This window comes from Variovorax paradoxus, assembly GCF_040544635.1.
In the GTDB taxonomy this organism is placed as follows: domain Bacteria; phylum Pseudomonadota; class Gammaproteobacteria; order Burkholderiales; family Burkholderiaceae_C; genus Variovorax; species Variovorax paradoxus_R.
In genome coordinates, this window is record NZ_JBEPKJ010000015.1 from 136,368 (window position 1) to 155,802 (window position 19,435).

Genomic DNA, 19,435 nt, shown 5'->3' on the forward strand with positions numbered 1-19,435 from the left:
AGCCGGCCACCGGCGCCTACAGGGTGCCGTAACTGTGCAGTCCGCTCAGGAACATGTTCACGCCCAGGAAGGCAAAGGTGGTGACCGCCAGGCCGGCCAGCGCCCACCATGCCGCCACCGTGCCGCGCAAACCCTTGACCAGCCGCATGTGCAGCCAGGCCGCGTAGTTGAGCCAGACGATCAGGGCCCAGGTTTCCTTCGGGTCCCAGCTCCAGTAGCCGCCCCAGGCATCGGCCGCCCACAGCGCGCCCAGCACGGTCGCAATGGTGAAGAAGGCGAAGCCGACGGTGATCGACTTGTACATCACGTCGTCGAGCACTTCGTTGGCGGGCAGGCGTGCGGCAATGCGCTTGCGGCCGAGCAGAATGCCCGCCGCGATGAGCGCGGAAATGCCCGCATAGATCACCCAGTAGCTGCCGCCGGCTTCCTGCACGCGCTGGCGGAACGCCACCGGCACGAAGCACAGCGCCACGCCCAAAAGCCAGATCGGCGTGAGCTTGTACCAGCGCGTCTCCTGCGCCTGCTCCTTGATGAGATAGGCAAAGGCCACCATGGCCGCAAGCGCGAAGGTGCCGTAGCCGATGAAATTGGCCGGCACATGCAGCTTCATCCACCAGCTCTGCAGCGCGGGCACCAGCGGCTGGATTTCATGCGCATTGCGCACCAGCGTGTACCAGAGCAAGAAGCCGACCGCCGCGCTCACCACCAGCATCACGAAGGCGCCGAGCGTGCGCGTACCGTAGCGCGATTCGAAGTACAAGTAGAAAGCCGTCGTGAGCCAGCAGAAGAGCACGAACACTTCGTACAGGTTGCTGACGGGAATGTGGCCGATGTCCGGCCCGAGCAGGTGGCTCTCGTACCAGCGCACCATGGTGCCGATCAGCGCCATGGCGACGGCGGCCCACGCGAGGCGGGAGCCGATCAGGTCGAAGGTGTCGCCCTGCTTGCCACCGAAAAAGCCGAACCAGTAGAACAGCGTGCTCATGAAGAACAGCACGCTCATCCAGAGAATGGCCGACTGGCTCGACAGGAAGTACTTGAGCCAGAACACCGTGTCCGCGCGCGCCAGGTCGCCTTGGTAGGAGCTGATGGCCAGCAGCGAGGCCGCGGCCACAACGATGGCCAGTACCCGCAGCGGACGCCAGAACCAGCCGATGGCAATGACCGAGATCATCGCCGCGGCAAGGATGGGCTTCTCGTAGGAGTCCATGGCGCCCGCATACCGTGCGAAGGCAAACAGGCCGCCCGCCAGCACCAGCGCCGCGAACACCCAGTCGAAAAGGTTGCGGCGCGAAAACCAGCTTTCGTGGAGCGTGAGGGTGGTGGTGTTCATGGCGACGCCGGTCCTTCTTTTTTCAAGGCAAGCAGCTTGTGCTTGAGGTGCTCGAACTCGCGATCGCTGTCAATCGTCTTGCGGTTGACCGAGAAGGCCATCGTGGCAGCCGTGGTGTTGTTGTCTCCTGCACTCGCGCCGTCCGGTGTCAGCCACACCCAGAGTCGGCGCTCACGCACGTACAGCATGGCAAAAATCCCGACTATCAGCAACAGGCAGCCCAGATAGACCACGTTCTTGCCGGGCGCGCGCGCCACCTGGAACACGCTGGCCTGCACCTGGGTGAAGTCGGTCATCATCATGGCGACCGGTGCCGGATAGAAATGCGCGTCGCTGATGGCCAGCACCGCCTGGGTAAGAAAAGCCTGCGACTTCTCGTCGCTCGGCAAGGCCGCGAGCCCCGCGCCTTCGCGGCTCAGGTTGAGCACCTCGAACAGCACGTCGTTCAGGATGCGCACCAGCACCGCGCCGGCACGTTCGCGCTCGGCTTCGGGCACGTTGGCTTCCATGAACTCGGCAATGGCCTGCCAGCCACCCATGGTGGTGGCATCCGCCTTGGCGCGCTCGCTGCCGGCAAACAATGCCAGTGCACGCGCCGCCGAAACGCGCAATTGCTCGGCCATTTCGGGCCGCTTCGGATCCACGGCCTTGGCAATGTAGCGGTCGACCGCACGGGTGCGGGTATCGGCATCGGCCAGCGAAACGCGCATGCGCACGAAGCTGTCCATGGTGCCTTGCTCGTCGGCCGGTACGCGCAGGTAGCGGAACGGCTCCTCGGGCTTCTCGCGCATGCCGAGCAGGAACATCGGTTGCCCGTCGCCGGTATCGACCGGAACCATGTAGTTCTGGTACTCGCGCGCCTGCCCCGCGGCGTCGCGCAGCTTGTAGCCGATGCTCGGGCCGATGTTGCGCAGCACCTTCGGCTTGCTGGTCTTGTTGGCGGCGCCCAGCCGCGATTCGATGTCGTGGCGCAGGTCGACCTTGCGCACGTCGGCGCCGCTGCCCATGGCACCGCCGTCGGCAAAATTCTCGACGTTGATCACGCGCAGCGCGGCATATTCGAGCGTGAGCTTTTCCTTGCCGTTGGTAATTTCGGTGCTCGGCCCGCCAATGACGCCTTCGACTTCGAAGGGCTTGGCCGCGGCCGCCATGGGCACCGCCTTGAGCTTCACCTTGGAGCCGCCGTCGTCGAAGCTCGACTGATAGATTTCCACGCCCTTGTAGCTGGCCGGGTGGTTGACCTCGATGCGCGCAGGCACCTGGGCGCCGGTCTCGCGGTCGTGCAGCACCACCTCGCTCGCAAACAGCTTGGGCATGCCGGTCGAGTAATAGTCGACGATGAACTTCTTGAGCTCGATCGAGAACGGCAACTCCTGCAGCAGCACGCCGTCGGACTGCTGCAGGATGGCCACGCTGCCCTGCCCGCCTTCGGGCACGAGGATGTTCCCGCGGAAGGTCGGATTGCGCGGCGACAACCGGTGCTGCGGCGGCACGTCGGCAATCATGCCGCCGCCGGTGAACACGCTCTTGCCGTTGAACCAGGTCTGGGCTCGCACCACCAGGTCGCCGTCGAGCAGGCCGCCGATGCACACCAGCACGATGGCGCTGTGGGCGGCGATGTAGCCCAGCTTGTGGGCACCGCCCGCACGCGCCGCAACCATCCAGCCGGCGCCGGCCTGGCCGGCCACGGCTTCGCGCTGCTGCAGCTTGACCTTCCAGCCGCCGCTCACCAGCAGTTGGCCGATGCGATTGGCCGCTGCGGCGGGCTCCTCGGCAAGCTGGTTTTCAGCGCGCTGGCCAAAGGCCTTGAGGCTCTGCGCGCGGATGTTTTCCTTGAAGGTTTTCAGGTCCACAAAAATGCGCGGCGTGTTGCGCGCAATGCACAGCGACGTGCTGATCACCAGGAACAGCAATATCAGCAGGAACCACCAGGCGCTGTAGATCGAATCGAGCTTGGCCGCGCGGAACAACTCGGCCCAGAACGGACCGAACTGGTTGATGTAGTTGTTGATCGACTCGTGCTGCTTGAGCACGGTGCCGATGATCGATGCGATGCAGATGACGGTGAGCAGCGCAATCGCGAAGCGCATCGACGAGAACAGCTCCACCGCAGCGCGAAGCACTTGCGGGCCGCGATGGACGCGAAGGCCATGGGTGGAGACAGACATCGGACGGTGAGGAAGAAAGAAATGAGGGAAAAAGCAAAGGGCGGGCCATCCAGCTGGATCGGCCCGCCCTTTGTTTGGGTTTTTTATCGGCGGTTAGTTCACGCTGAAGCGCGTGGTATCAGCGCAGGCCGGCGATGTAATCTGCAACAGCCTTGATTTCCCGGTCGTTGAGCTTTGCGGCCACGCCGGTCATGGGAGCGCTGTTCTGGCGCACGTTGTCCCGGAAGGCAACAAGCTGTGCCACCGTGTAGTCGGCGTGCTGGCCGCCCAGGCGCGGATACTGCGCGGGCATGCCGGCGCCGTTGGGGCTGTGGCAGCCGGCACAAGCCGGAATCTGGCGGTCGGCAATGCCGCCGCGGTAGATCTTTTCACCCAGCGCTACCGTGTCCTTCTCCTTGGAGAAGCCGGTCTTGATCTTCTTGGAGCCCACGAACCACGCGATGTTGCGCATGTCTTCGTCGGACAGCTTCGCGGCCAGGGGCTGCATGATGGGGCTCTTGCGCTTGCCGGACTTGAAGTCCTGCAGTTGCTTGAGGATGTACTCGGGATGCTGCTGTGCCAGCTTCGGGTTTGCCGCAATGGCCGAGTTGCCGTCTGCGTTATGGCAGGAGGCGCAGGCTTGGGCGGCGGAATTGAACACCGTGTCGCCCTTGGCGGGATCGGGCTTGGCCGGCTTGGCCGCGGCTGGTGCAGCCGTTGCGGCAGCAGGCTGGTCAGCCGCAAGGCTCGCGCTGGCTGCGACACCCATGAGGGCTGCAAGCAGAAAATTGGCAAACAACTTCATATCGGGGGCTCGATTTATTGGCGCAAAACCCCGCGATTCTACAATGGCAGCCCGTTCCGAAAGCTCATTGATGACTACCCCGTCGCGCAAGCACGCTGCTCCCCCTTCCCGCGCGACCCCTGCCGTGGACCCCATCGTCGCCGAGCGCGAGCGCATTGCGCTCGGCTGGCTGCACACCGCCCACTTCCTGACCAGCGCCCCGCAGCTCGAGCATTTGCCTCCGCTCGATCTGCCCGAAATCGCCTTCGTCGGCCGTTCGAATGCGGGCAAGTCGACCGCCATCAACACGCTCACCCAGCAGACGCGCCTGGCCTTCGCATCCAAGACGCCGGGCCGCACGCAGCACATCAACCTGTTCGGCGTCGGCAAGCAGAAAGCCGACGACGCCGTGCTGGCCGACCTGCCCGGCTACGGCTATGCCGCGGTTCCCAAGGAAGCCAAGCTGCGCTGGCAGCGCGTCATGGGCAACTATTTGATGACGCGCGAAAACCTGCGCGGCGTGGTGCTGATGTGCGACCCGCGCCAGGGCCTTACCGAGCTCGACGAAATCCTGCTTGACGTGATCCGCCCGCGCGTCGAGCAGGGACTCAAGTTCCTCGTGCTCCTGACCAAGTCCGACAAGCTCACCCGCAGCGAAGGCGCCAAGGTGCTGTCCATTACGCGACTGCAGGCCGGCGGCGGCGAGGTCAAACTGTTTTCCGCCCTCAAGAAACAGGGCGTGGGGGAAGCCGCCGAGTTGCTGTGGCGCTGGGCACACCCCCCCGGGGAAGCACCGGCGGAAGCCGAGCAGCCCCCGGTGCCGGAAGACGCCTAGGGGAAAACCGGCTCGCTGCCGTCCCATCTGCGTGATCCACTATGAAAACAATAGCAACGGAAGTTGAAGGAGACAAAGCATGATCGAGACGTTCCAGCGCAGCCTGCCCAACGGAACCACGCTGAGCTGCCGCGCCACCGGCGCGCCCGGCCGGCCGTTGATGGTGTTCCTTCATGGCTTCCCCGAAGCCGCGTTCATCTGGGACGAGCTGCTCGAATATTTCGCCCAGCCCGAACACGGCGGCTACCGCTGCCTCGCACCCAACCTGCGCGGCTTCGAGAAATCGAGCGCGCCGACCGACGTGGCCGCTTACAAGGCCCATCTGCTGATCCAGGACGTCCAGCAGCTCGTTGCCACCGAAAGCGCCGACGGCACCATGGCCGCGCTGGTGGCGCACGACTGGGGCGGCGCATTCGGCTGGGGCTATGCCAACGCGTTTCCGGAGCAGGTCGGCCGGCTGGTCATCATCAACTCGCCGCACCCCGGCACCTTCACGCGCGAGTTGCGCAACAACCCGGCGCAGCAGCAAGCCAGCGCCTACATGAATTTTCTCGCCAGGCCCGATGCCGAAGCCCTGCTCTCGGCCGACGACTTCAAGCGCATGTGGCCCTTCTTCACCTTGATGAAGGCCGGCCCCGACGGCTTCGGATGGCTGACTGAAGACGTGAAGCAGCAGTACCGCCAGGTGTGGAATGCCGGCCTCACGGGCGCCTGCAATCTCTATCGCGTCACGCCGATGAAGCCGCCGCTGCCGGGCCAGAGCATCGACGCCATTCCGGTGCTGCCGCACGAGCGGCTCACGGTGAACGTGCCGACCTTCGTCTTCTGGGCGCTCGACGACGCGGCGCTGCTGCCGGGCCTGCTCGACGGCCTGGAGGACTACGTGCCCAAGCTAGAGGTCAAGAAGGTGCCCAACGCCACCCACTGGATCGTGCACGAGCAGCCGCAGCTGGTGGCGCGCGAGATCGAAGCCTTCCTGAAAAGGAATTGAAGAAGCCGCTTCGCTTCTTCAATAGATCGACGGGGCGCCCTCGGGCCGCGTCTTGAAGCGGCGATGCACCCAGTAGTACTGGGACGGCATCTTGTCGATGTAGCCCTGCAGCCGCTCGTTCATCAGCGCCGTGTCGGCCTCGACGTCGTCCGTCGGAAAGTTCTGCCACGCCGGCAGCACTTCGATCTCGTAGCCACCCGGAGTGAGCTTGGAGACGATCGGCACCACCTTGGCCTTGCCCAGCCGCGCAAAGCGCGAGAGCGACGGCACGGTAGCGGCCTGCACGCCATAGAACGGCACGAAAATGGTCTGGTCGCGGCCGAAGTCCATGTCGGGCAGCAGGTACAAGAGGCCGCCCTTGCGCAGGCCGCCGAGCACCGGCTTGATGCCGTCGACGCGGTTGAGCGCCGCCACGTTGCCGAAGCGCGTGCGGCCTTCGCGAATCCATTCGTCGACCATCGGATCGCGCTGGGTCGTGTAGATGGTGGCAGAAGGCCGCGGCGTGTGCATGGTCAATGCCGTGGCCGCAGCATCGAGCCCGTAGAAATGCGGCGCGAACAGGATCATCGGCTCGTCGCCGTTGGCGATTTCGTCGATCTCCTGCGCGGCGCCCACCACCTTGAGCCGGCTGGCCACCACCTTTTCGGGTGCATGCCAGAGCCAGCTGCGGTCGAGCCACGACTGCGCCACATACACAAACGTCTCGCGCGCGATCCGGCGGCGTTCGGCTTCCGATTTGCCCGGAAAGCACACCGCCAGATTGGTGTCGACCACGCGCCGCCGCGGCACGGCGACGGTGTGTAGCACGCGCCCCAAGAGCGCGCCGAAGCCGCGCACCAGCGGAAGCGGCAGCGGCGCAATGGCGCGCATGAAACCGATACCAAGACGGGAGCCGAGACTCATCGCGCCTGCTCCCCGCCGGCAGTGGCCGCCACAGCAGAATCGCCGCGCGGTTCCTTGTAGCGCGCGTAGTCCCACACGTACTGGCCGGGCAGGCTGTGGATCAGGCGGCCGATGGCGTCGTTCATCGCCGCGGCCGCGTCTTCGATGGGGGCCTTGGGATCGGTCAGTGCCGTGCCCACGATCGGTTCGAAGCGAATCACATAGCCCGCACCGCGCGGCAACCGCTCGCACACGCTCAGGAAACAGGCGGCGCCGGTCTGCTGCGCGAGGCGCGGCAGCAGCGTCATGGTGTAGGCCGGCCGCCCAAGAAAGGGGGCCCAGACGCCCTGGCCCAGCGGCGGCACCTGGTCCGGCAGGATGCCGGTGTAGCCGCCGCTGCGCAGCGTGCGGATGAGGCCGCGCACGCCGGTATTGTTGGTCGGCAAGGTTTGCAGGCCGGGCCGGTCGCGCGAGCCCGCGGCGATCAGCTCGGCCATCCACTTCTTGCGGGCGGGACGGAACAGCGCCGTGATCGGACCGTAGGCCTGGAGAAAGCGCTCGCCGATGGCCTGGCCGCACATCTCCCAGCTGCCCAGATGCGGCGCCACCAGGATCACGCCCCTTTTTGCCTGCATGGCGGCCTCGAAGGCCTCGACGCCTTCCCAGCGCACCACGCGCCGCAACACGCTTTCGCCCTGCGGGCGCAGCCAGAGCCAGGGCAGTTCGGCGGCCATGTGGCCGGCGGCGGCGATGGCAGGGCGGTACTGGTCAGGGGTGAAGCCCGCATTTTCGGCATTGGCCTTGAAGCGGCGACGGTAATCGGGTGCGCACCACCAGACCATCCAGCCCAGCAACGCGCCGAGCCGATGCATCAACGGCATCGGTACGCGGGCAAGCAGGCGGAACAGGGTGACCATGGGCTGACAACAGGGAGTGAATACCAGGACGCGCGCGCACGAATTGGCGCGGCTCGAATAGAATGCAAATTGTCGCCGAGTTACGGAACAACTTGCAGGGCGACAAACACAAGCGCAAATGCGATTGTGCCCCGTCGATTCAATCGACATTCTGCTAAAGCGTTCGCCAGGGCTCCGCAGAGTTGGCAACGCGCCAAATCACTTCAAGGAGCTTTGAACAAAATGGCGAACGACTTCCTCTTCACTTCCGAATCCGTTTCCGAAGGCCACCCCGACAAGGTTGCCGACCAGATCTCGGACGCCATCCTGGACGCGATCTTCGAGCAGGACCCGCGCAGCCGCGTGGCCGCCGAAACGCTGACCAACACCGGCCTCGTGGTGCTCGCCGGCGAAATCACGACCAACGCCCACGTCGACTACATCCAGGTGGCGCGCGACACCATCAAGCGCATCGGCTACGACAACACCGACTACGGCATCGACTACAAGGGCTGCGCGGTGATGGTCTGCTACGACAAGCAGTCCAACGACATCGCCCAGGGCGTGGACCACGCCAGCGACGACCACTTGAACACCGGCGCCGGCGACCAGGGCCTGATGTTCGGCTACGCCTGCGACGAAACGCCCGAGCTGATGCCCGCGCCCATCTACTACGCACACCGCCTCGTCGAGCGCCAGGCCCAGCTGCGCAAGGACGGCCGGCTGCCCTTCCTGCGCCCCGACGCCAAGAGCCAGGTGACGATGCGCTATGTCGACGGCAAGCCGCACAGCATCGACACCGTGGTGCTCTCCACGCAGCACAGCCCCGACCAGAGCGAAACGCCAACCAGGATGAAGGCCTCGTTCAACGAAGCCATCATCGAAGAGATCATCAAGCCCGTGCTGCCGAAGGAATGGCTGCAGAACACGCGCTACCTGATCAACCCGACCGGCCGCTTCGTCATCGGCGGTCCGCAGGGCGACTGCGGCCTGACCGGCCGCAAGATCATCGTCGACACCTACGGCGGTGCCTGCCCGCACGGCGGCGGCGCGTTCTCGGGCAAGGACCCGTCGAAGGTCGACCGCTCGGCCGCCTACGCCGCGCGCTACGTGGCCAAGAACATCGTGGCCGCCGGCCTGGCGCGCCAGTGCCAGATTCAGGTGGCTTACGCCATCGGCGTGGCACAGCCGATGAACATCACGGTCTACACCGAAGGCACGGGCGTGATTCCCGACGACAAGATCGCCGAACTCGTGCGCGAGTTCTTCGACCTGCGTCCGAAGGGCATCATCCAGATGCTCGACCTGCTGCGTCCGATCTACCAGAAGACGGCCGCCTACGGCCACTTCGGCCGCGAAGAGCCCGAGTTCACCTGGGAAGCGACCACGCAAGCGGCTGCGCTGCGCGCCGCGGCCGGCCTGTAATCCCCCCAGGGCTTTTCGCCCTTCCCAAAGCAAATGCCGGCCTCGAGCCGGCATTTGCGCTTCTGGCATACCCGCATGCAAATTTGCTGGCGGTGCGCGGCATTCCGTGTAAAACTTGATCATCTTGTGAAAGTTTCACAAAAGGACCAAGGTGCCGCAGTTGCCAGCTCGACCGCTCCAGACTCCTGCTTCGGCGCCTGACGCCGGCACGGCGCAGCGCATTCATTCCGTCATCGACCTCTGGCTCGGGGAGCAACTGCGCAGAAGGCGCCAGGCGCTCGGACGCCCGCTGCAACAGGTGGCCAAAGCCTGCGGCATTTCGGTCAGCCTGCTGAGCCAACTGGAGCGCGGGCACCGTTCCATCTCCATGCGCACGCTCGGGGCGCTGGCACAAGACCTGCAGCTCCCCATCGAGACCCTGGTGCGCAATACCCAGTACAGCGAAGGCGAGGCCGAGGGCGCCGTGGCGCGCGCCGGCACGCACAAGCGCATCGACCTCGGCGACAAAGGCATCCACAAGGAAAACCTCACGCCGCCCGCCGCCTCCGGCGGCGTCGAGATGTACCGCGCGGTGATCGATCCGGGCGGCTCCACGGGCGACGACCTGTTCTTCACGCGCAAGGGCGAACAGGTCGGCTACGTCATCGAGGGGCAGCTCGAACTCTTCGTGCGCGAGCGCCTGCTCAAGCTGAAAGCAGGCGACAGTTTTTGCTACGACGGGGGCACGCCACGGCGCTGGCGCAATCCCGGAAGCACCCCCACCACCGTCCTTTGGGCGATCACATGTTCACCCGGATAGGCCCGGGCCCGACTGCGGGGCCGTCCGACTGAAGCAGGCATCCAGGGCAGGCCACATGGCTGCCGCATGGCATTCGATCTTTTTTCTGAAGAGGAACTCACCATGAAAATCGCTTCTTCCCTCGCAGCCTTCGTGCTGGCCGCGCTCACGATGGCCTTCGGCGGCCAGGCCTCGGCCCAGACCGTGCTCAAGGTCGGGTCCACGCCCACCGGCAACCCGTTCACCTTTCTCGACACCAAGACCAACACCATCGACGGCATCATGGCGGACATCGTCAAGGCCGTCGGCAAGAACGCGGGCTTCGAGGTGCAGATCGAGCCGATGCAGTTCTCGGCGCTGATCGGTTCGCTCACTTCCAAGCGCATCGACCTGATCTCGGCCGCGATGTTCATCACGCCGGTGCGCCAGGAAGTGGTGGACTTCTCGCAGCCGATCTACAGCTACGGCGAAGGCATCGTGGTACCGGTGAAAGACACCACCGCCTACCGCAGCTTCGCCGAGTTCAAGGGCAAGCGCATGGGCGTGCAGGTGGGTACCGCCTTCGTCGAGCCGCTGCAAAAACTCGGCATCTTCAGCGAGGTCAAGCTCTACGACACCACGGCCGACCTGATGCGCGACGCCAATGCCGGCCGCATCGACGCGGGCGTGCTCGATTCGCCGATTGCCGCCTACGCCATTTCCAAGAATGTGTTCCCTAACCTGCGCCTGGTGACGACCTACCAGCCGACGATGGTCAACAGCATCGGCATCGCCACGCGCAAGGGCGACGCCGAAACCATGGGCAAGGTGAATGCGGCGCTCACCAAGCTCAAGGCCGATGGCAGCATCGACGCCATTCTCAAGAAGTGGGGCCTCAACAGCTGAGCGGCATTTTCTTGGCTGGCCACTGAGACACCCCGCCCATGAGCACCTTCCTGAACAACGTCTGGGAGTTCCTGCCGATCCTGCTCCAGGGCGCCAAGCTCACGGTGCTGGTGACGCTGGGCTCGCTGGTCATCTCCACGCTGCTCGGCCTGGTCTGGGCCGGCATGCGGGTGTCGGGCATTCCGCTGCTCGCAAAGGTCAGCGCAGGCGTCATCAACCTGCTGCGCGGCATTCCGATCATCGTGCTGCTGTTCTTCATCTACTTCGTGATGCCCGACTTCGGCCTCTCGCTGACCGCGCTGCAGGCGGGCATCCTCGGGCTCGGCATCGCCTACTCGGCCTACCAGTCGGAAAACTTCCGCGCCGGCATCGAGGCCGTGGACCACGGCCAGGTGGAAGCGGCGCAGGCCATGGGCATGAGCTGGCGCCTGACGATGCGGCGCGTGGTGCTGCCGCAGGCCTTCCGCATCACGCTGCCCTCCTACGGCAACATCATGATCATGATGCTCAAGGACTCGTCGCAGGCCTCGACCATCACCGTGGCCGAGCTCGCGCTGCAGGGCAAGCTGATTGCCACCTCCACCTTCCAGAACGCCACCGTGTTCTCGCTGGTGGCGCTGCTCTACCTGATCATGTGCGTGCCGCTCATCCTGCTGGTGCGCCATTTCGAGAAGCGGAGCAAGAAATGATCGAAATCCGCGGCCTGCAGAAATCCTTCGGCAGCCACCACGTGCTGAAAGGCATCGACGCTTCCATCTCGCAGGGCGAGGTGGTCTGCATCGTCGGGCCCTCGGGCTCGGGCAAGTCGACCATCCTGCGCTGCATCAACGGGCTCGAGAGCTACTCGGGCGGCAGCGTCGACATCGACGGCCGGCGCGTGGACAACCGCCATGCGTCGATCAAGGCCATTCGCGCCGAAGTGGCCATGGTGTTCCAGCGCTTCAACCTGTTCCCGCACCGCACCGTGCTCGAGAACGTGATCGAAGGGCCGGTGTATGTGAAGGGCGAAGACCGCGCCGCCGCCATCGTGCACGCCAAGGAATTGCTCGCGAGCGTGGGACTGGCCGACAAGGCCGGGGCGCATCCGCCCGAACTCTCGGGCGGCCAGCAGCAGCGCGTGGCGATTGCGCGCGCGCTGGCGATGCGTCCCAAGGCCATTCTGTTCGACGAGCCGACCTCGGCCCTCGACCCGGAACTCGTCGGCGACGTGCTGCAGGTGATGCGCAAGCTGGCCGGCACCGGCATGACGATGGTGGTGGTCACGCACGAGATGCAGTTCGCGCGCGAAGTGGCCGACCGCGTGATCTTCATCGACGGCGGCGTGATCGTCGAACAGGGCCCGGCCGCCGGCTTGCTCAACAACCCGCAGAACCCGCGCACGCAAGACTTCCTGCGCCGCGTGCTCCATCCGCTCTGAAGAAATCTCATGCCGAACGCATCGCAGGAATTCTTTCCGCTCGCTCCATCGCTCTGGGCCGCCACGGCCGCGCCCGCGCCGGCCACCACGCCGCTCGACACCGACACGCAAGCCGACGTGATCGTCATCGGCGGCGGCTATTGCGGCCTCAGCACCGCGCTGCACCTGGCCGAGCGCGGTGTGCGCGTGGTGGTGCTCGAAGCGCGCGAGATCGGCTTCGGCGGCTCGGGCCGCAACGGTGGCCAGGTCATCCCGGGCCTCAAGCACGACCCGAGCGAATTGCTGCGCATGTTCGGCCCCGAAGAAGGCCAGCGCCTGGTCGACTTTGCCAAGGGCACGGCCGATGCGGTGTTCGAGCTGATCGACAGGCATGGCATGGACGTGCCTCGCGCGCGCCAGGGCTGGATCCAGGGCGCGCACACGCCAGCCGCCTTGCAGCTGGCCGAGCGCCGCACGCGCGACTGGCAAGCGCAGGGCGTCGCGGCGCGCCAGCTCGATCGCAACGAGACCGCGCGCCTGCTGGGCACCGACAAATACTTCGGCGGCTGGCTCGATCCGCGCGGCGGCGGCGTGCAACCGCTGAGCTACGCGCGCGAAATGGCGCGCGCGGCGCAGGCGGCCGGCGTGGTCATCCACACCGACACGCCCGTGACGCAGCTCACGCAGGCCGGCGGCAAGTGGCAGGCCGCCACCGCGCGCGGCCCGCGCGTGGCGGCCGAGCGCGTGGTGATGTGCACCAACGGCTACACCGACGACCTGTGGCCGGGCCTGCGCAAGACCATCATCAACGCGAACTCGTTCCAGGTCGCGACCGAGCCGCTGCCCGAAGCGGTGCGCAAAGGCATCCTCCCCGAAGGCCACGTGTCTTCCGATGCGCGCAACCTGCTGCTGTACTACCGCCTGGACCACGCCGGCCGGTTGCTGATGGGCGGACGCGGCAGCTTTCGCGAACCCGATGCCGCGCAGCCCGGCGACTGGTCGCACCTCGAACACGTGGTCGGCAAGCTGTTCCCGCAGGCGGCCGGCGTGCCCATTGCCTACCGCTGGTGCGGCCACGTCGCGATCACGCGCGACTACCTGCCGCATCTGCACGAACCCGCGCCGGGGTTGTTGATCGACATCGGCTGCCAGGGCCGCGGTGTCGGCCTGCAGACGCGCATGGGCCAGGCGATGGCGCAGTACATCGCCACCGGCGACAAGAAGGCCCTGCCGGTGCAGCCATCGGACATGCGCCCGTTTCCGCTCTACGGTCTGCGCCGCCTGTATGTGTCGGCCGTGATCGGCTGGTACCGCATGACGGACGGCGGCGTCTGAACCTCAGAAGCGGTAGGCGCCGCTCAGGCCCACTGTCCAGTTGCGGCCCGGCGCAGGCTCGTAATAGCGCGCATTGCCTTCGTTGACGATGACCGAGCCCACGTAGCGGCGGTCGAACAGGTTGTCGACCCGCGCAAAGGCGTTGAGCTCCCAGCGCTCCCACTTCTTGAGGTAGCCGGCATACAGCGCCGCAACCGCATAGCCCGGCGCGCTGGCGGTGTTGACGTCGTTGGCCTGCATGCGCCCGAGCGCGCGCATCTCGACGCCGGCCCGCCAGCCTTCGGGCGGCACCCAGCCCAGGGAGGCAAAGAGCGACTGCCGTGCGATGCCCGGAATGCGGTTGCCCGCCGCCACCGTGTTCGATGCCGCGCAGGGCGACGGCGAGCAGAAGGCATCGCGGTAGCGCGCGTCGAGCCAGGTGTAGGCAAGCTGCGTGCGCCAGTGGTTGGCCGTTTCATGCTGCCAGGCCAGTTCGAAGCCGTTGCGCCGCGTGCGGCCCGCGTTCTGGAAAGTGGCGCGGCCGCCGCTGTTGGTGTCGGTCACGATCTCGTCGCGGGTGCGGGTCTGGAACAGCGCGGCCGTCAACAGGCCTGCACCCAGCCTTGCCTTCGCGCCCACTTCGACGCTGTCGTTGACCGAGGGCCGCAAGGCGAAGTTGAGCCCGCTGGCACCGCCCGCACGGTACGAAAGCTCGTTGAGCGTGGGCGTCTCGAAGCCGCGGCCGATCGATGCATACAGCGCCAGATCCCGCGTTGCCTGGTAGCGCAGCGAAGCCACGGGCAGCGTCTTGCTGTAGCGCGCGCTGCCGCTGTCGTCGCGGTTGGCGCCCACGATGTAGCGGTCTTGCGAATCGAAGTGCACACTGCTTCGGCGCACGCCGGCCTCGAGGGTCCACTGCTGCGCAAGCCGCCAGGTGGCCTGGGCGTAGGGGTCGAGGTTCCAGACTTCGTTGCGCTCGCTGCGCCGCAAGCGGCCTTGCACGCCCAGCACGGGCGAGGCCACGCGGCCGAGGTAGTTCTCGTAGCCGAGACGCTGCTCGCGCAGGCTGTCGTAGCCCAGGCCGACGACGAGGTCGAGCGGCCGGTCGGCCATTTGCAATGCGGCGCTCCAACGCAGGTCGACGCCGCCATACTGGCGCGAAAGATCGATCACGCCGCCCGCGTGCAGCGGGTTCTGCTGTGCCGAAGGCGGAATCGACTGGTACTGCACCGTCTTGCGCTCGCCGCCGTACACCATCAGCCGGAGCGACTGCGACGCACCCACGCGCCGTTCATAGAGCAAGCCGGCCTGGGTCTGCTCGACCGTCTTGCGGGTGTCGAACTGGGTCGCGAGCGCAGCGCTGCGCGGCGCCAGCGCGTACTGGCCGGCCGTGAGGCCCAGCGGATCTTGCGCGCTGATGCGCACGCTATTGAGCACCAGCGTGAGCTTGTCGCCGTTGTCGAGCGCAATGCCGAGCTTGCCGTTGGCGATGTCGCGGCGCGCCGCACTGTGCTCGCGCCAGCCGTCGGTCTGGAAGCGGCTGGCGTTCAGCAGGTAGTCGACCGCGCCCTGCGATCCGCTGGCTTGAAGCGACTGGCGCCAGGTGCCGAAGCTGCCGCCGGCCGCCGAGTACGAAAGCCGCGGCGCACCTTCGCCCGAAGCTGTAAAGGCTTGCAGCACGCCGCCCGAGGAATTTCCGTACAGCGCCGAGAACGGCCCGCGCAGGATCTCGATGCGATCGAGCGAGCCGATGTCGATGTTCGAGGTCTGGCCCTGGCCGTCGGGCAATGTGGCGGGAATGCCGTCGACATACAGCCGCACGCCGCGCACGCCGAAGGTGGAGCGCGCGCCGAAGCCGCGAATCGACAGCTGCAGGTCTTGCGCATAGTTCATGCGGTTCTGCACCTGCAGGCCGGGAACGCCGCCCAGGCTTTCGGAAAGATTGACCTGCAGCCGGTTGTCGCGCATTTCCGCGCCGTCGACGCGATCGACCGAGCCCGGCACGTTGAAGGGAGCGACCTCGCCGCGCGGCGTGGAAACCGTCACCTCGGGCAAGCGGCCGCGGTCGGCCGCGGCCGGCAACTCCTGCTGCGCCTGCGCGGCGAGCGGAAGGCCCCACAGCAACAGACGAACGGCAGTAGCAGTAGGGGTGGCGAGTGCGGGCTTCATCGCGCCGATTCTGCGTCGGCGCGTATCACTGCCCGTACTAGCAACAACCCGATCGGGCTGAAGAAATCAGGTTCTGCGCCAGCCGTACCAGGCGCACACGGCAACGGGAATGCCCAGCGCGAACCAGGCCAGCATGTCTCCCAGGCCGCCTTCGCTGAACAGCGCCGAGATCAGCCCGAAGGTGGTCAGCACGCCGAGCACGATCGGCCAGCCCCACATGTGCCAGAAGCTGTGGCGATGCTTCATGCCTGCACCTTCATGGCAGGTGCCGGGTCAGGCTGCTGCCCGCCATGCTGCGGCCTGTGCCCGGGGCCCGTCGGCACCGGTGCGGCCGGGGCAGGCACGGTGTTGCTGCGCTTGAGCCACAGGTAGAGCCCGCTGCCCAGCACGATGATCGTCGCGATGTCGAGCAGCGCCCAGATGATCTGCATCGGCATGCCGCCGTAGTCGCCGAAGTGCAGCGGCTGCGACACCAGCAGCGCCGTCAGGTACCAGGGCATCTTCGGCGCCGCGGTCACCTGGGCCGTCTTGGCGTCGACAAGCACCGGCTGCAGCAGCTTCGAGGTGAAAGGCTCGTTGCCGCGCATGAAGAAGGTGGTGTGGTGCGGGCTCGAGAACGACGTACCGGGGAACGCGATGAAGGCCAGCTTCATGTCGGGCGTCTGCTGGAGCGCGACGTCCATCGAACGCTGCACGGATGCGCGCTGGGCCACTGGCACCGTGGGTTCGTTCTTGTAGGGGGTGAGCAGCGCGCTGAGCTGGTCGTACTGCCAGTACTTGATGAGCAGGTCGGCCCAGGTGTTGAGCATGCCGGTGGAGCCCACCACGAACAGCCACACCAGCGTGACGATGCCCAGCAGGTTATGCAGGTCGAGCCACTTCAGGCGCGGGCGCTTCTCGCGCCGCACGGTGCCGAAGTCGAGCTTGCGCATGAACGGCGCATAGAGCACCACGCCGGAGACGATGGCCACCAGCAGCAGCAAGCCCATGAAGCCCAGGAACAGCTTGCCCGCGAGCCCGGCGAACAGATCGACGTGCAGCTTGAGCATCACGTACATGAAGCCTTCGTCGAACTTGGGCTGCGCAAGCACGGCGCCGGTGCGCGCATCGATGGCCACCGTCTTGAAGTCTTCGGTGGGTTCAGGCGTGGGCGTGAGCGTGACGAACCAGAAGCCGTCGTCGTCCTCCGGCTGCGAAGTGAACTGCACCACGCGGTCGGGATGCATTGCACGCGCCGTTTCAAGCACGCGATCCAGGCTCACGCGCGGCGTATTCGCCGGCATCTTGGGCGACTCGACCTCGGTGCCCAGCAGGTGGCCGATCTCGTGATGAAAGATCAGCGGCAGGCCGGTAATGCACAGCAGCAGCATGAACACGGTACAGACGAGGCTGCTCCACTTGTGCACCCAGGCCCAGGCCTTGATCTTCCGGCTGTTCATCATGTCGTCATTGCTCCCGTCGAAAGAGAAATATCAAAAGCGATAGGTTGCGCTTGCCACGACGCTGCGGCGCGAACCGTACCAGCAGTCGCCGCGTGAAAGACAGGTACTGAAGTAAGTCTTGTCAGTCAGGTTGTTGATGTTGAGCGCATAGCGCCAGCTGGCATTTTCATAGGCAAACACGGCATCGAGCAACGTGACGCCCGGCACCCGCGGGCCCACGCCGGATTGCAGGTCGCGGAACGAGCTCATCATGCGCACGCCCGCACCGGCCGAGAACCCGCTGAGCCCGCCGATCGAAAAGCGGTACTTGGCCCAGACGCTCGCCTGGTGCTTCGGCAAGCCTTCGATCAGTTCGTCGGCATCGGTGTAGTTGTAATGGGCAATCAGGTCAAGGTTGGAACCAATCGAACCCTTGGCTTCGAGCTCCACGCCCTGGGTCTTGGTCTTGCCGACTTGCGCGTACACATTCATCGACGGCGAAGTGATCTGGTTCTTCTCGCGCAGATCGTAGACCGCGGCGCTGAACGCGAGCGCACGGTCCTTCGGCTCGTACTTCACGCCGGCTTCCCATTGCTCACCGCGCAAAGGCGTGAAGATCTGCCCGTTGCGCGGCGACTGCGGCGTGAACGACTCGCTGTAGCTCAGGTACGGCGACCAGCCCGAAGGCATGGCGTACATCACGCCAAAGCGCTTGGTGGTTGCGCCGCTCTTCTCGGCGTCGCTGCCCTCGGCGCTCGAAACGGCCTTGTCGTGGCGCAAGCCCGCCACGAAGATCCAGTTGTCGAGCTTGATCTGGTCCTGCAGATAGAAGCCGTTCTGGCGTTGGCGGGTGCGCGGCAGCGCATCGCGTACGGGCATGTCGACGTGGCCATAGACAGGCGCGTAGACATCGATGGTGTCGAACGTCGTTCCGCCCCAGACGTTTTCGCGCTGGCGCGAAAAGTCCGCGCCCACAAGCAGCGTGTGCTTGAGCGCACCGGTCTGGAAATGGCCTTCGACATGGTTGTCGAGCGTCTGCGTGCGGTTGCGCGTCAGATAGCTGTCGTAGTAGCGGCCCAGCACGCGCTTGAAGATCGGGTCGCTCGCATCCCAGCTTTCGGCCCCGCTGAATGCCGCGCCGTAGTGGTAGCGGTTGTCGTTTTCGTTGCGCGCATAGCGGAAGTTCTGCCGCACGGTCCAGTTCTCGTTGAACTTGTGCTCGAACTGCCAGCCGAAGGTCTTTCGCTCGCTGTCGTAGTAGTCGAAACCCGGCTCGCCGATGAAGCGGCTGGTGGGAACACGCCCGTTCGGGTTCGGCAGCAATGTGCCCTCCCACGGAAGAAACTGCGAGCTGCTGCCGCTCTTGTCCTTTTGCCAAAGGCCTTGCAATGTGAGCGAGGTCGCCGCGCTGGGCCGCCAGGTCAGGGACGGCGCAATGACGCTGCGGTCATCAGGCACGTAGTCGACCTGCGTGTCCGACTTGCGCTGCAACGCGATCAGCCGGTAAGACAGGCTGCCGTCCGCGTTCAGCGGACCGGTCAGGTCGGCCTGGATCTGCTTGCGGCCGAAGCTGCCGAACTGCACGCCCACTTCGCGCTGCGCGTCCTGCAGCGGACGCTTGCTGACCATGTTGACCACACCCGCGGCCGTGCCCGCGCCGAACAGCATGCCCGAGGGGCCGCGCAGCACTTCGAGCCGCTCCAGCGTGTACGGCTCGGTGCGCGTGGTGCTGGTGTAGTAGCCATAGGACTGGCGCAGGCCGTCGAGGTAGATGTCGGGATAGGCGCCCCGCACGCGCACGGAATCGGTCCGCGAATCGAGGCCATAGGCATCGGAGCGCACGCCGGCGGCATAGTTGAGCGCATCCTGAAGATTGGTCGCGCCCTGGTCGATCATCTGGTCGCGCGTGACCACGGTCACCGACTGGGGTGTTTCGGACAGCGGCGTGTCGGTCTTGGTGGCGGTCGCGGCATTCCTGGCGCGGTAGCCGATCACCGGCGAAGTCGCGGTTTCGACCTCGGCGCTTGCATCGACCTTCACTTCCGGCAAGGCGCCAGGCGTTGTGGTCTGAGCCAAAACCTGGTGGTGCATGTAAATCGCCATGCAACCTGCCAGCACCGATGCGACTCTGCGCCCCGCCATCAACCTCGTCATTCCTGCTCCACTCCGAAACACTATT

At 65.8% G+C, this 19,435-nt stretch carries 17 protein-coding genes; 8 read left to right on the forward strand and 9 right to left on the reverse strand.

Going from position 1 to position 19,435, the window contains the following annotated elements; genetic code table 11:
- Positions 1 to 16: 16 nt before the first annotated feature.
- From ccsB to ABIC94_RS23485, 3 genes are all read right to left on the reverse strand, one after another.
- Positions 17 to 1,333, reverse strand: coding sequence for a c-type cytochrome biogenesis protein CcsB (ccsB, locus tag ABIC94_RS23475; RefSeq protein ID WP_354375384.1), 1,317 nt, complete (start codon positions 1,331 to 1,333; stop codon positions 17 to 19).
- Positions 1,330 to 3,501 carry a cytochrome c biogenesis protein ResB gene (locus ABIC94_RS23480; RefSeq protein WP_354375385.1) on the reverse strand — a complete coding sequence of 724 codons (2,172 nt, stop codon included), beginning with the start codon at positions 3,499 to 3,501 and terminating at the stop codon, positions 1,330 to 1,332. The genes ccsB and ABIC94_RS23480 overlap by 4 nt, the downstream gene beginning before the upstream one ends.
- A 118-nt stretch (positions 3,502 to 3,619) precedes the next feature.
- Entirely contained in the window at positions 3,620 to 4,285 is a 666-nt protein-coding gene (locus tag ABIC94_RS23485) for a c-type cytochrome (RefSeq protein ID WP_354375386.1), read from the reverse strand.
- A 70-nt stretch (positions 4,286 to 4,355) separates the two neighbouring features.
- On the opposite strand from ABIC94_RS23485, the gene yihA reads away from it, so the two are divergent.
- Positions 4,356 to 5,099: a ribosome biogenesis GTP-binding protein YihA/YsxC gene (gene yihA / locus ABIC94_RS23490; RefSeq protein WP_354375387.1), complete on the forward strand. Its 744-nt coding sequence runs from the start codon at positions 4,356 to 4,358 to the stop codon at positions 5,097 to 5,099.
- A 79-nt stretch (positions 5,100 to 5,178) separates the two neighbouring features.
- A complete protein-coding gene (locus tag ABIC94_RS23495; RefSeq protein WP_354375388.1) occupies positions 5,179 to 6,090 on the forward strand; it encodes an alpha/beta fold hydrolase in 912 nt (303 codons plus the stop codon).
- A gap of 18 nt (positions 6,091 to 6,108) precedes the next feature.
- Here ABIC94_RS23495 and ABIC94_RS23500 read toward each other — a convergent pair whose 3' ends face one another.
- Positions 6,109 to 6,993 carry an LpxL/LpxP family acyltransferase gene (locus ABIC94_RS23500; protein WP_354375389.1) on the reverse strand — a complete coding sequence of 295 codons (885 nt, stop codon included), beginning with the start codon at positions 6,991 to 6,993 and terminating at the stop codon, positions 6,109 to 6,111.
- Positions 6,990 to 7,889: a lysophospholipid acyltransferase family protein gene (locus tag ABIC94_RS23505; protein WP_354375390.1), complete on the reverse strand. Its 900-nt coding sequence runs from the start codon at positions 7,887 to 7,889 to the stop codon at positions 6,990 to 6,992. Before ABIC94_RS23505 ends, ABIC94_RS23500 begins: the two co-directional genes overlap by 4 nt.
- Positions 7,890 to 8,111: 222 nt before the next feature.
- On the opposite strand from ABIC94_RS23505, the gene metK reads away from it, so the two are divergent.
- The 6 genes from metK to ABIC94_RS23535 all read left to right on the forward strand — a co-directional run bounded on the left by metK (position 8,112) and on the right by ABIC94_RS23535 (position 13,687).
- The gene (gene metK / locus ABIC94_RS23510) at positions 8,112 to 9,293 is read left to right on the forward strand and encodes a methionine adenosyltransferase (RefSeq protein ID WP_354375391.1); all 1,182 of its coding nucleotides are present in this window, start codon (positions 8,112 to 8,114) and stop codon (positions 9,291 to 9,293) included.
- A 160-nt stretch (positions 9,294 to 9,453) separates the two neighbouring features.
- A complete protein-coding gene (locus ABIC94_RS23515; RefSeq protein WP_354375393.1) occupies positions 9,454 to 10,092 on the forward strand; it encodes a helix-turn-helix domain-containing protein in 639 nt (212 codons plus the stop codon).
- A gap of 102 nt (positions 10,093 to 10,194) precedes the next feature.
- Positions 10,195 to 10,956 (forward strand): ABC transporter substrate-binding protein, encoded by a 762-nt coding sequence (locus tag ABIC94_RS23520; RefSeq protein ID WP_354375394.1) that lies wholly within the window; start codon positions 10,195 to 10,197, stop codon positions 10,954 to 10,956.
- A 38-nt stretch (positions 10,957 to 10,994) separates the two neighbouring features.
- Positions 10,995 to 11,645, forward strand: a complete 651-nt coding sequence (locus ABIC94_RS23525) for an amino acid ABC transporter permease (protein ID WP_354375395.1) — start codon at positions 10,995 to 10,997, stop codon at positions 11,643 to 11,645.
- Positions 11,642 to 12,373, forward strand: coding sequence for an amino acid ABC transporter ATP-binding protein (locus ABIC94_RS23530; RefSeq protein WP_354375396.1), 732 nt, complete (start codon positions 11,642 to 11,644; stop codon positions 12,371 to 12,373). The genes ABIC94_RS23525 and ABIC94_RS23530 overlap by 4 nt, the downstream gene beginning before the upstream one ends.
- 9 nt (positions 12,374 to 12,382) lie before the next feature.
- A complete protein-coding gene (locus ABIC94_RS23535; RefSeq protein WP_354375397.1) occupies positions 12,383 to 13,687 on the forward strand; it encodes an NAD(P)/FAD-dependent oxidoreductase in 1,305 nt (434 codons plus the stop codon).
- Positions 13,688 to 13,690: 3 nt separating this feature from the next.
- Here ABIC94_RS23535 and ABIC94_RS23540 read toward each other — a convergent pair whose 3' ends face one another.
- From ABIC94_RS23540 to ABIC94_RS23555, 4 genes are all read right to left on the reverse strand, one after another.
- A complete protein-coding gene (locus ABIC94_RS23540; protein ID WP_354375398.1) occupies positions 13,691 to 15,835 on the reverse strand; it encodes a TonB-dependent receptor in 2,145 nt (714 codons plus the stop codon).
- A 66-nt stretch (positions 15,836 to 15,901) separates the two neighbouring features.
- Entirely contained in the window at positions 15,902 to 16,081 is a 180-nt protein-coding gene (locus ABIC94_RS23545; RefSeq protein WP_354375399.1) for a hypothetical protein, read from the reverse strand.
- The gene (locus tag ABIC94_RS23550) at positions 16,078 to 17,274 is read right to left on the reverse strand and encodes a PepSY-associated TM helix domain-containing protein (RefSeq protein ID WP_354375415.1); all 1,197 of its coding nucleotides are present in this window, start codon (positions 17,272 to 17,274) and stop codon (positions 16,078 to 16,080) included. Before ABIC94_RS23550 ends, ABIC94_RS23545 begins: the two co-directional genes overlap by 4 nt.
- A gap of 33 nt (positions 17,275 to 17,307) precedes the next feature.
- Positions 17,308 to 19,410 carry a TonB-dependent siderophore receptor gene (locus ABIC94_RS23555; RefSeq protein WP_354375400.1) on the reverse strand — a complete coding sequence of 701 codons (2,103 nt, stop codon included), beginning with the start codon at positions 19,408 to 19,410 and terminating at the stop codon, positions 17,308 to 17,310.
- Positions 19,411 to 19,435 lie beyond the last annotated feature (25 nt).

Excerpts from the sequence above, each read along its gene's own strand:
- ABIC94_RS23545 (WP_354375399.1), bottom strand. The coding sequence starts at position 16,081 with ATGAAGCATCGCCACAGCTTCTGGCACATGTGGGGCTGGCCGATCGTG.
- ABIC94_RS23495 (WP_354375388.1), top strand. The coding sequence starts at position 5,179 with ATGATCGAGACGTTCCAGCGCAGCCTGCCCAACGGAACCACGCTGAGC.
- ABIC94_RS23520 (WP_354375394.1), top strand. The coding sequence starts at position 10,195 with ATGAAAATCGCTTCTTCCCTCGCAGCCTTCGTGCTGGCCGCGCTCACG.
- ABIC94_RS23535 (WP_354375397.1), top strand. The coding sequence starts at position 12,383 with ATGCCGAACGCATCGCAGGAATTCTTTCCGCTCGCTCCATCGCTCTGG.
- ABIC94_RS23525 (WP_354375395.1), top strand. The coding sequence starts at position 10,995 with ATGAGCACCTTCCTGAACAACGTCTGGGAGTTCCTGCCGATCCTGCTC.
- ABIC94_RS23555 (WP_354375400.1), bottom strand. The coding sequence starts at position 19,410 with ATGACGAGGTTGATGGCGGGGCGCAGAGTCGCATCGGTGCTGGCAGGT.
- ABIC94_RS23530 (WP_354375396.1), top strand. The coding sequence starts at position 11,642 with ATGATCGAAATCCGCGGCCTGCAGAAATCCTTCGGCAGCCACCACGTG.
- ABIC94_RS23500 (WP_354375389.1), bottom strand. The coding sequence starts at position 6,993 with ATGAGTCTCGGCTCCCGTCTTGGTATCGGTTTCATGCGCGCCATTGCG.
- metK (WP_354375391.1), top strand. The coding sequence starts at position 8,112 with ATGGCGAACGACTTCCTCTTCACTTCCGAATCCGTTTCCGAAGGCCAC.
- ABIC94_RS23505 (WP_354375390.1), bottom strand. The coding sequence starts at position 7,889 with ATGGTCACCCTGTTCCGCCTGCTTGCCCGCGTACCGATGCCGTTGATG.
- yihA (WP_354375387.1), top strand. The coding sequence starts at position 4,356 with ATGACTACCCCGTCGCGCAAGCACGCTGCTCCCCCTTCCCGCGCGACC.
- ABIC94_RS23550 (WP_354375415.1), bottom strand. The coding sequence starts at position 17,274 with ATGAACAGCCGGAAGATCAAGGCCTGGGCCTGGGTGCACAAGTGGAGC.
- ABIC94_RS23480 (WP_354375385.1), bottom strand. The coding sequence starts at position 3,501 with ATGTCTGTCTCCACCCATGGCCTTCGCGTCCATCGCGGCCCGCAAGTG.
- ABIC94_RS23485 (WP_354375386.1), bottom strand. The coding sequence starts at position 4,285 with ATGAAGTTGTTTGCCAATTTTCTGCTTGCAGCCCTCATGGGTGTCGCA.
- ABIC94_RS23540 (WP_354375398.1), bottom strand. The coding sequence starts at position 15,835 with ATGAAGCCCGCACTCGCCACCCCTACTGCTACTGCCGTTCGTCTGTTG.
- ccsB (WP_354375384.1), bottom strand. The coding sequence starts at position 1,333 with ATGAACACCACCACCCTCACGCTCCACGAAAGCTGGTTTTCGCGCCGC.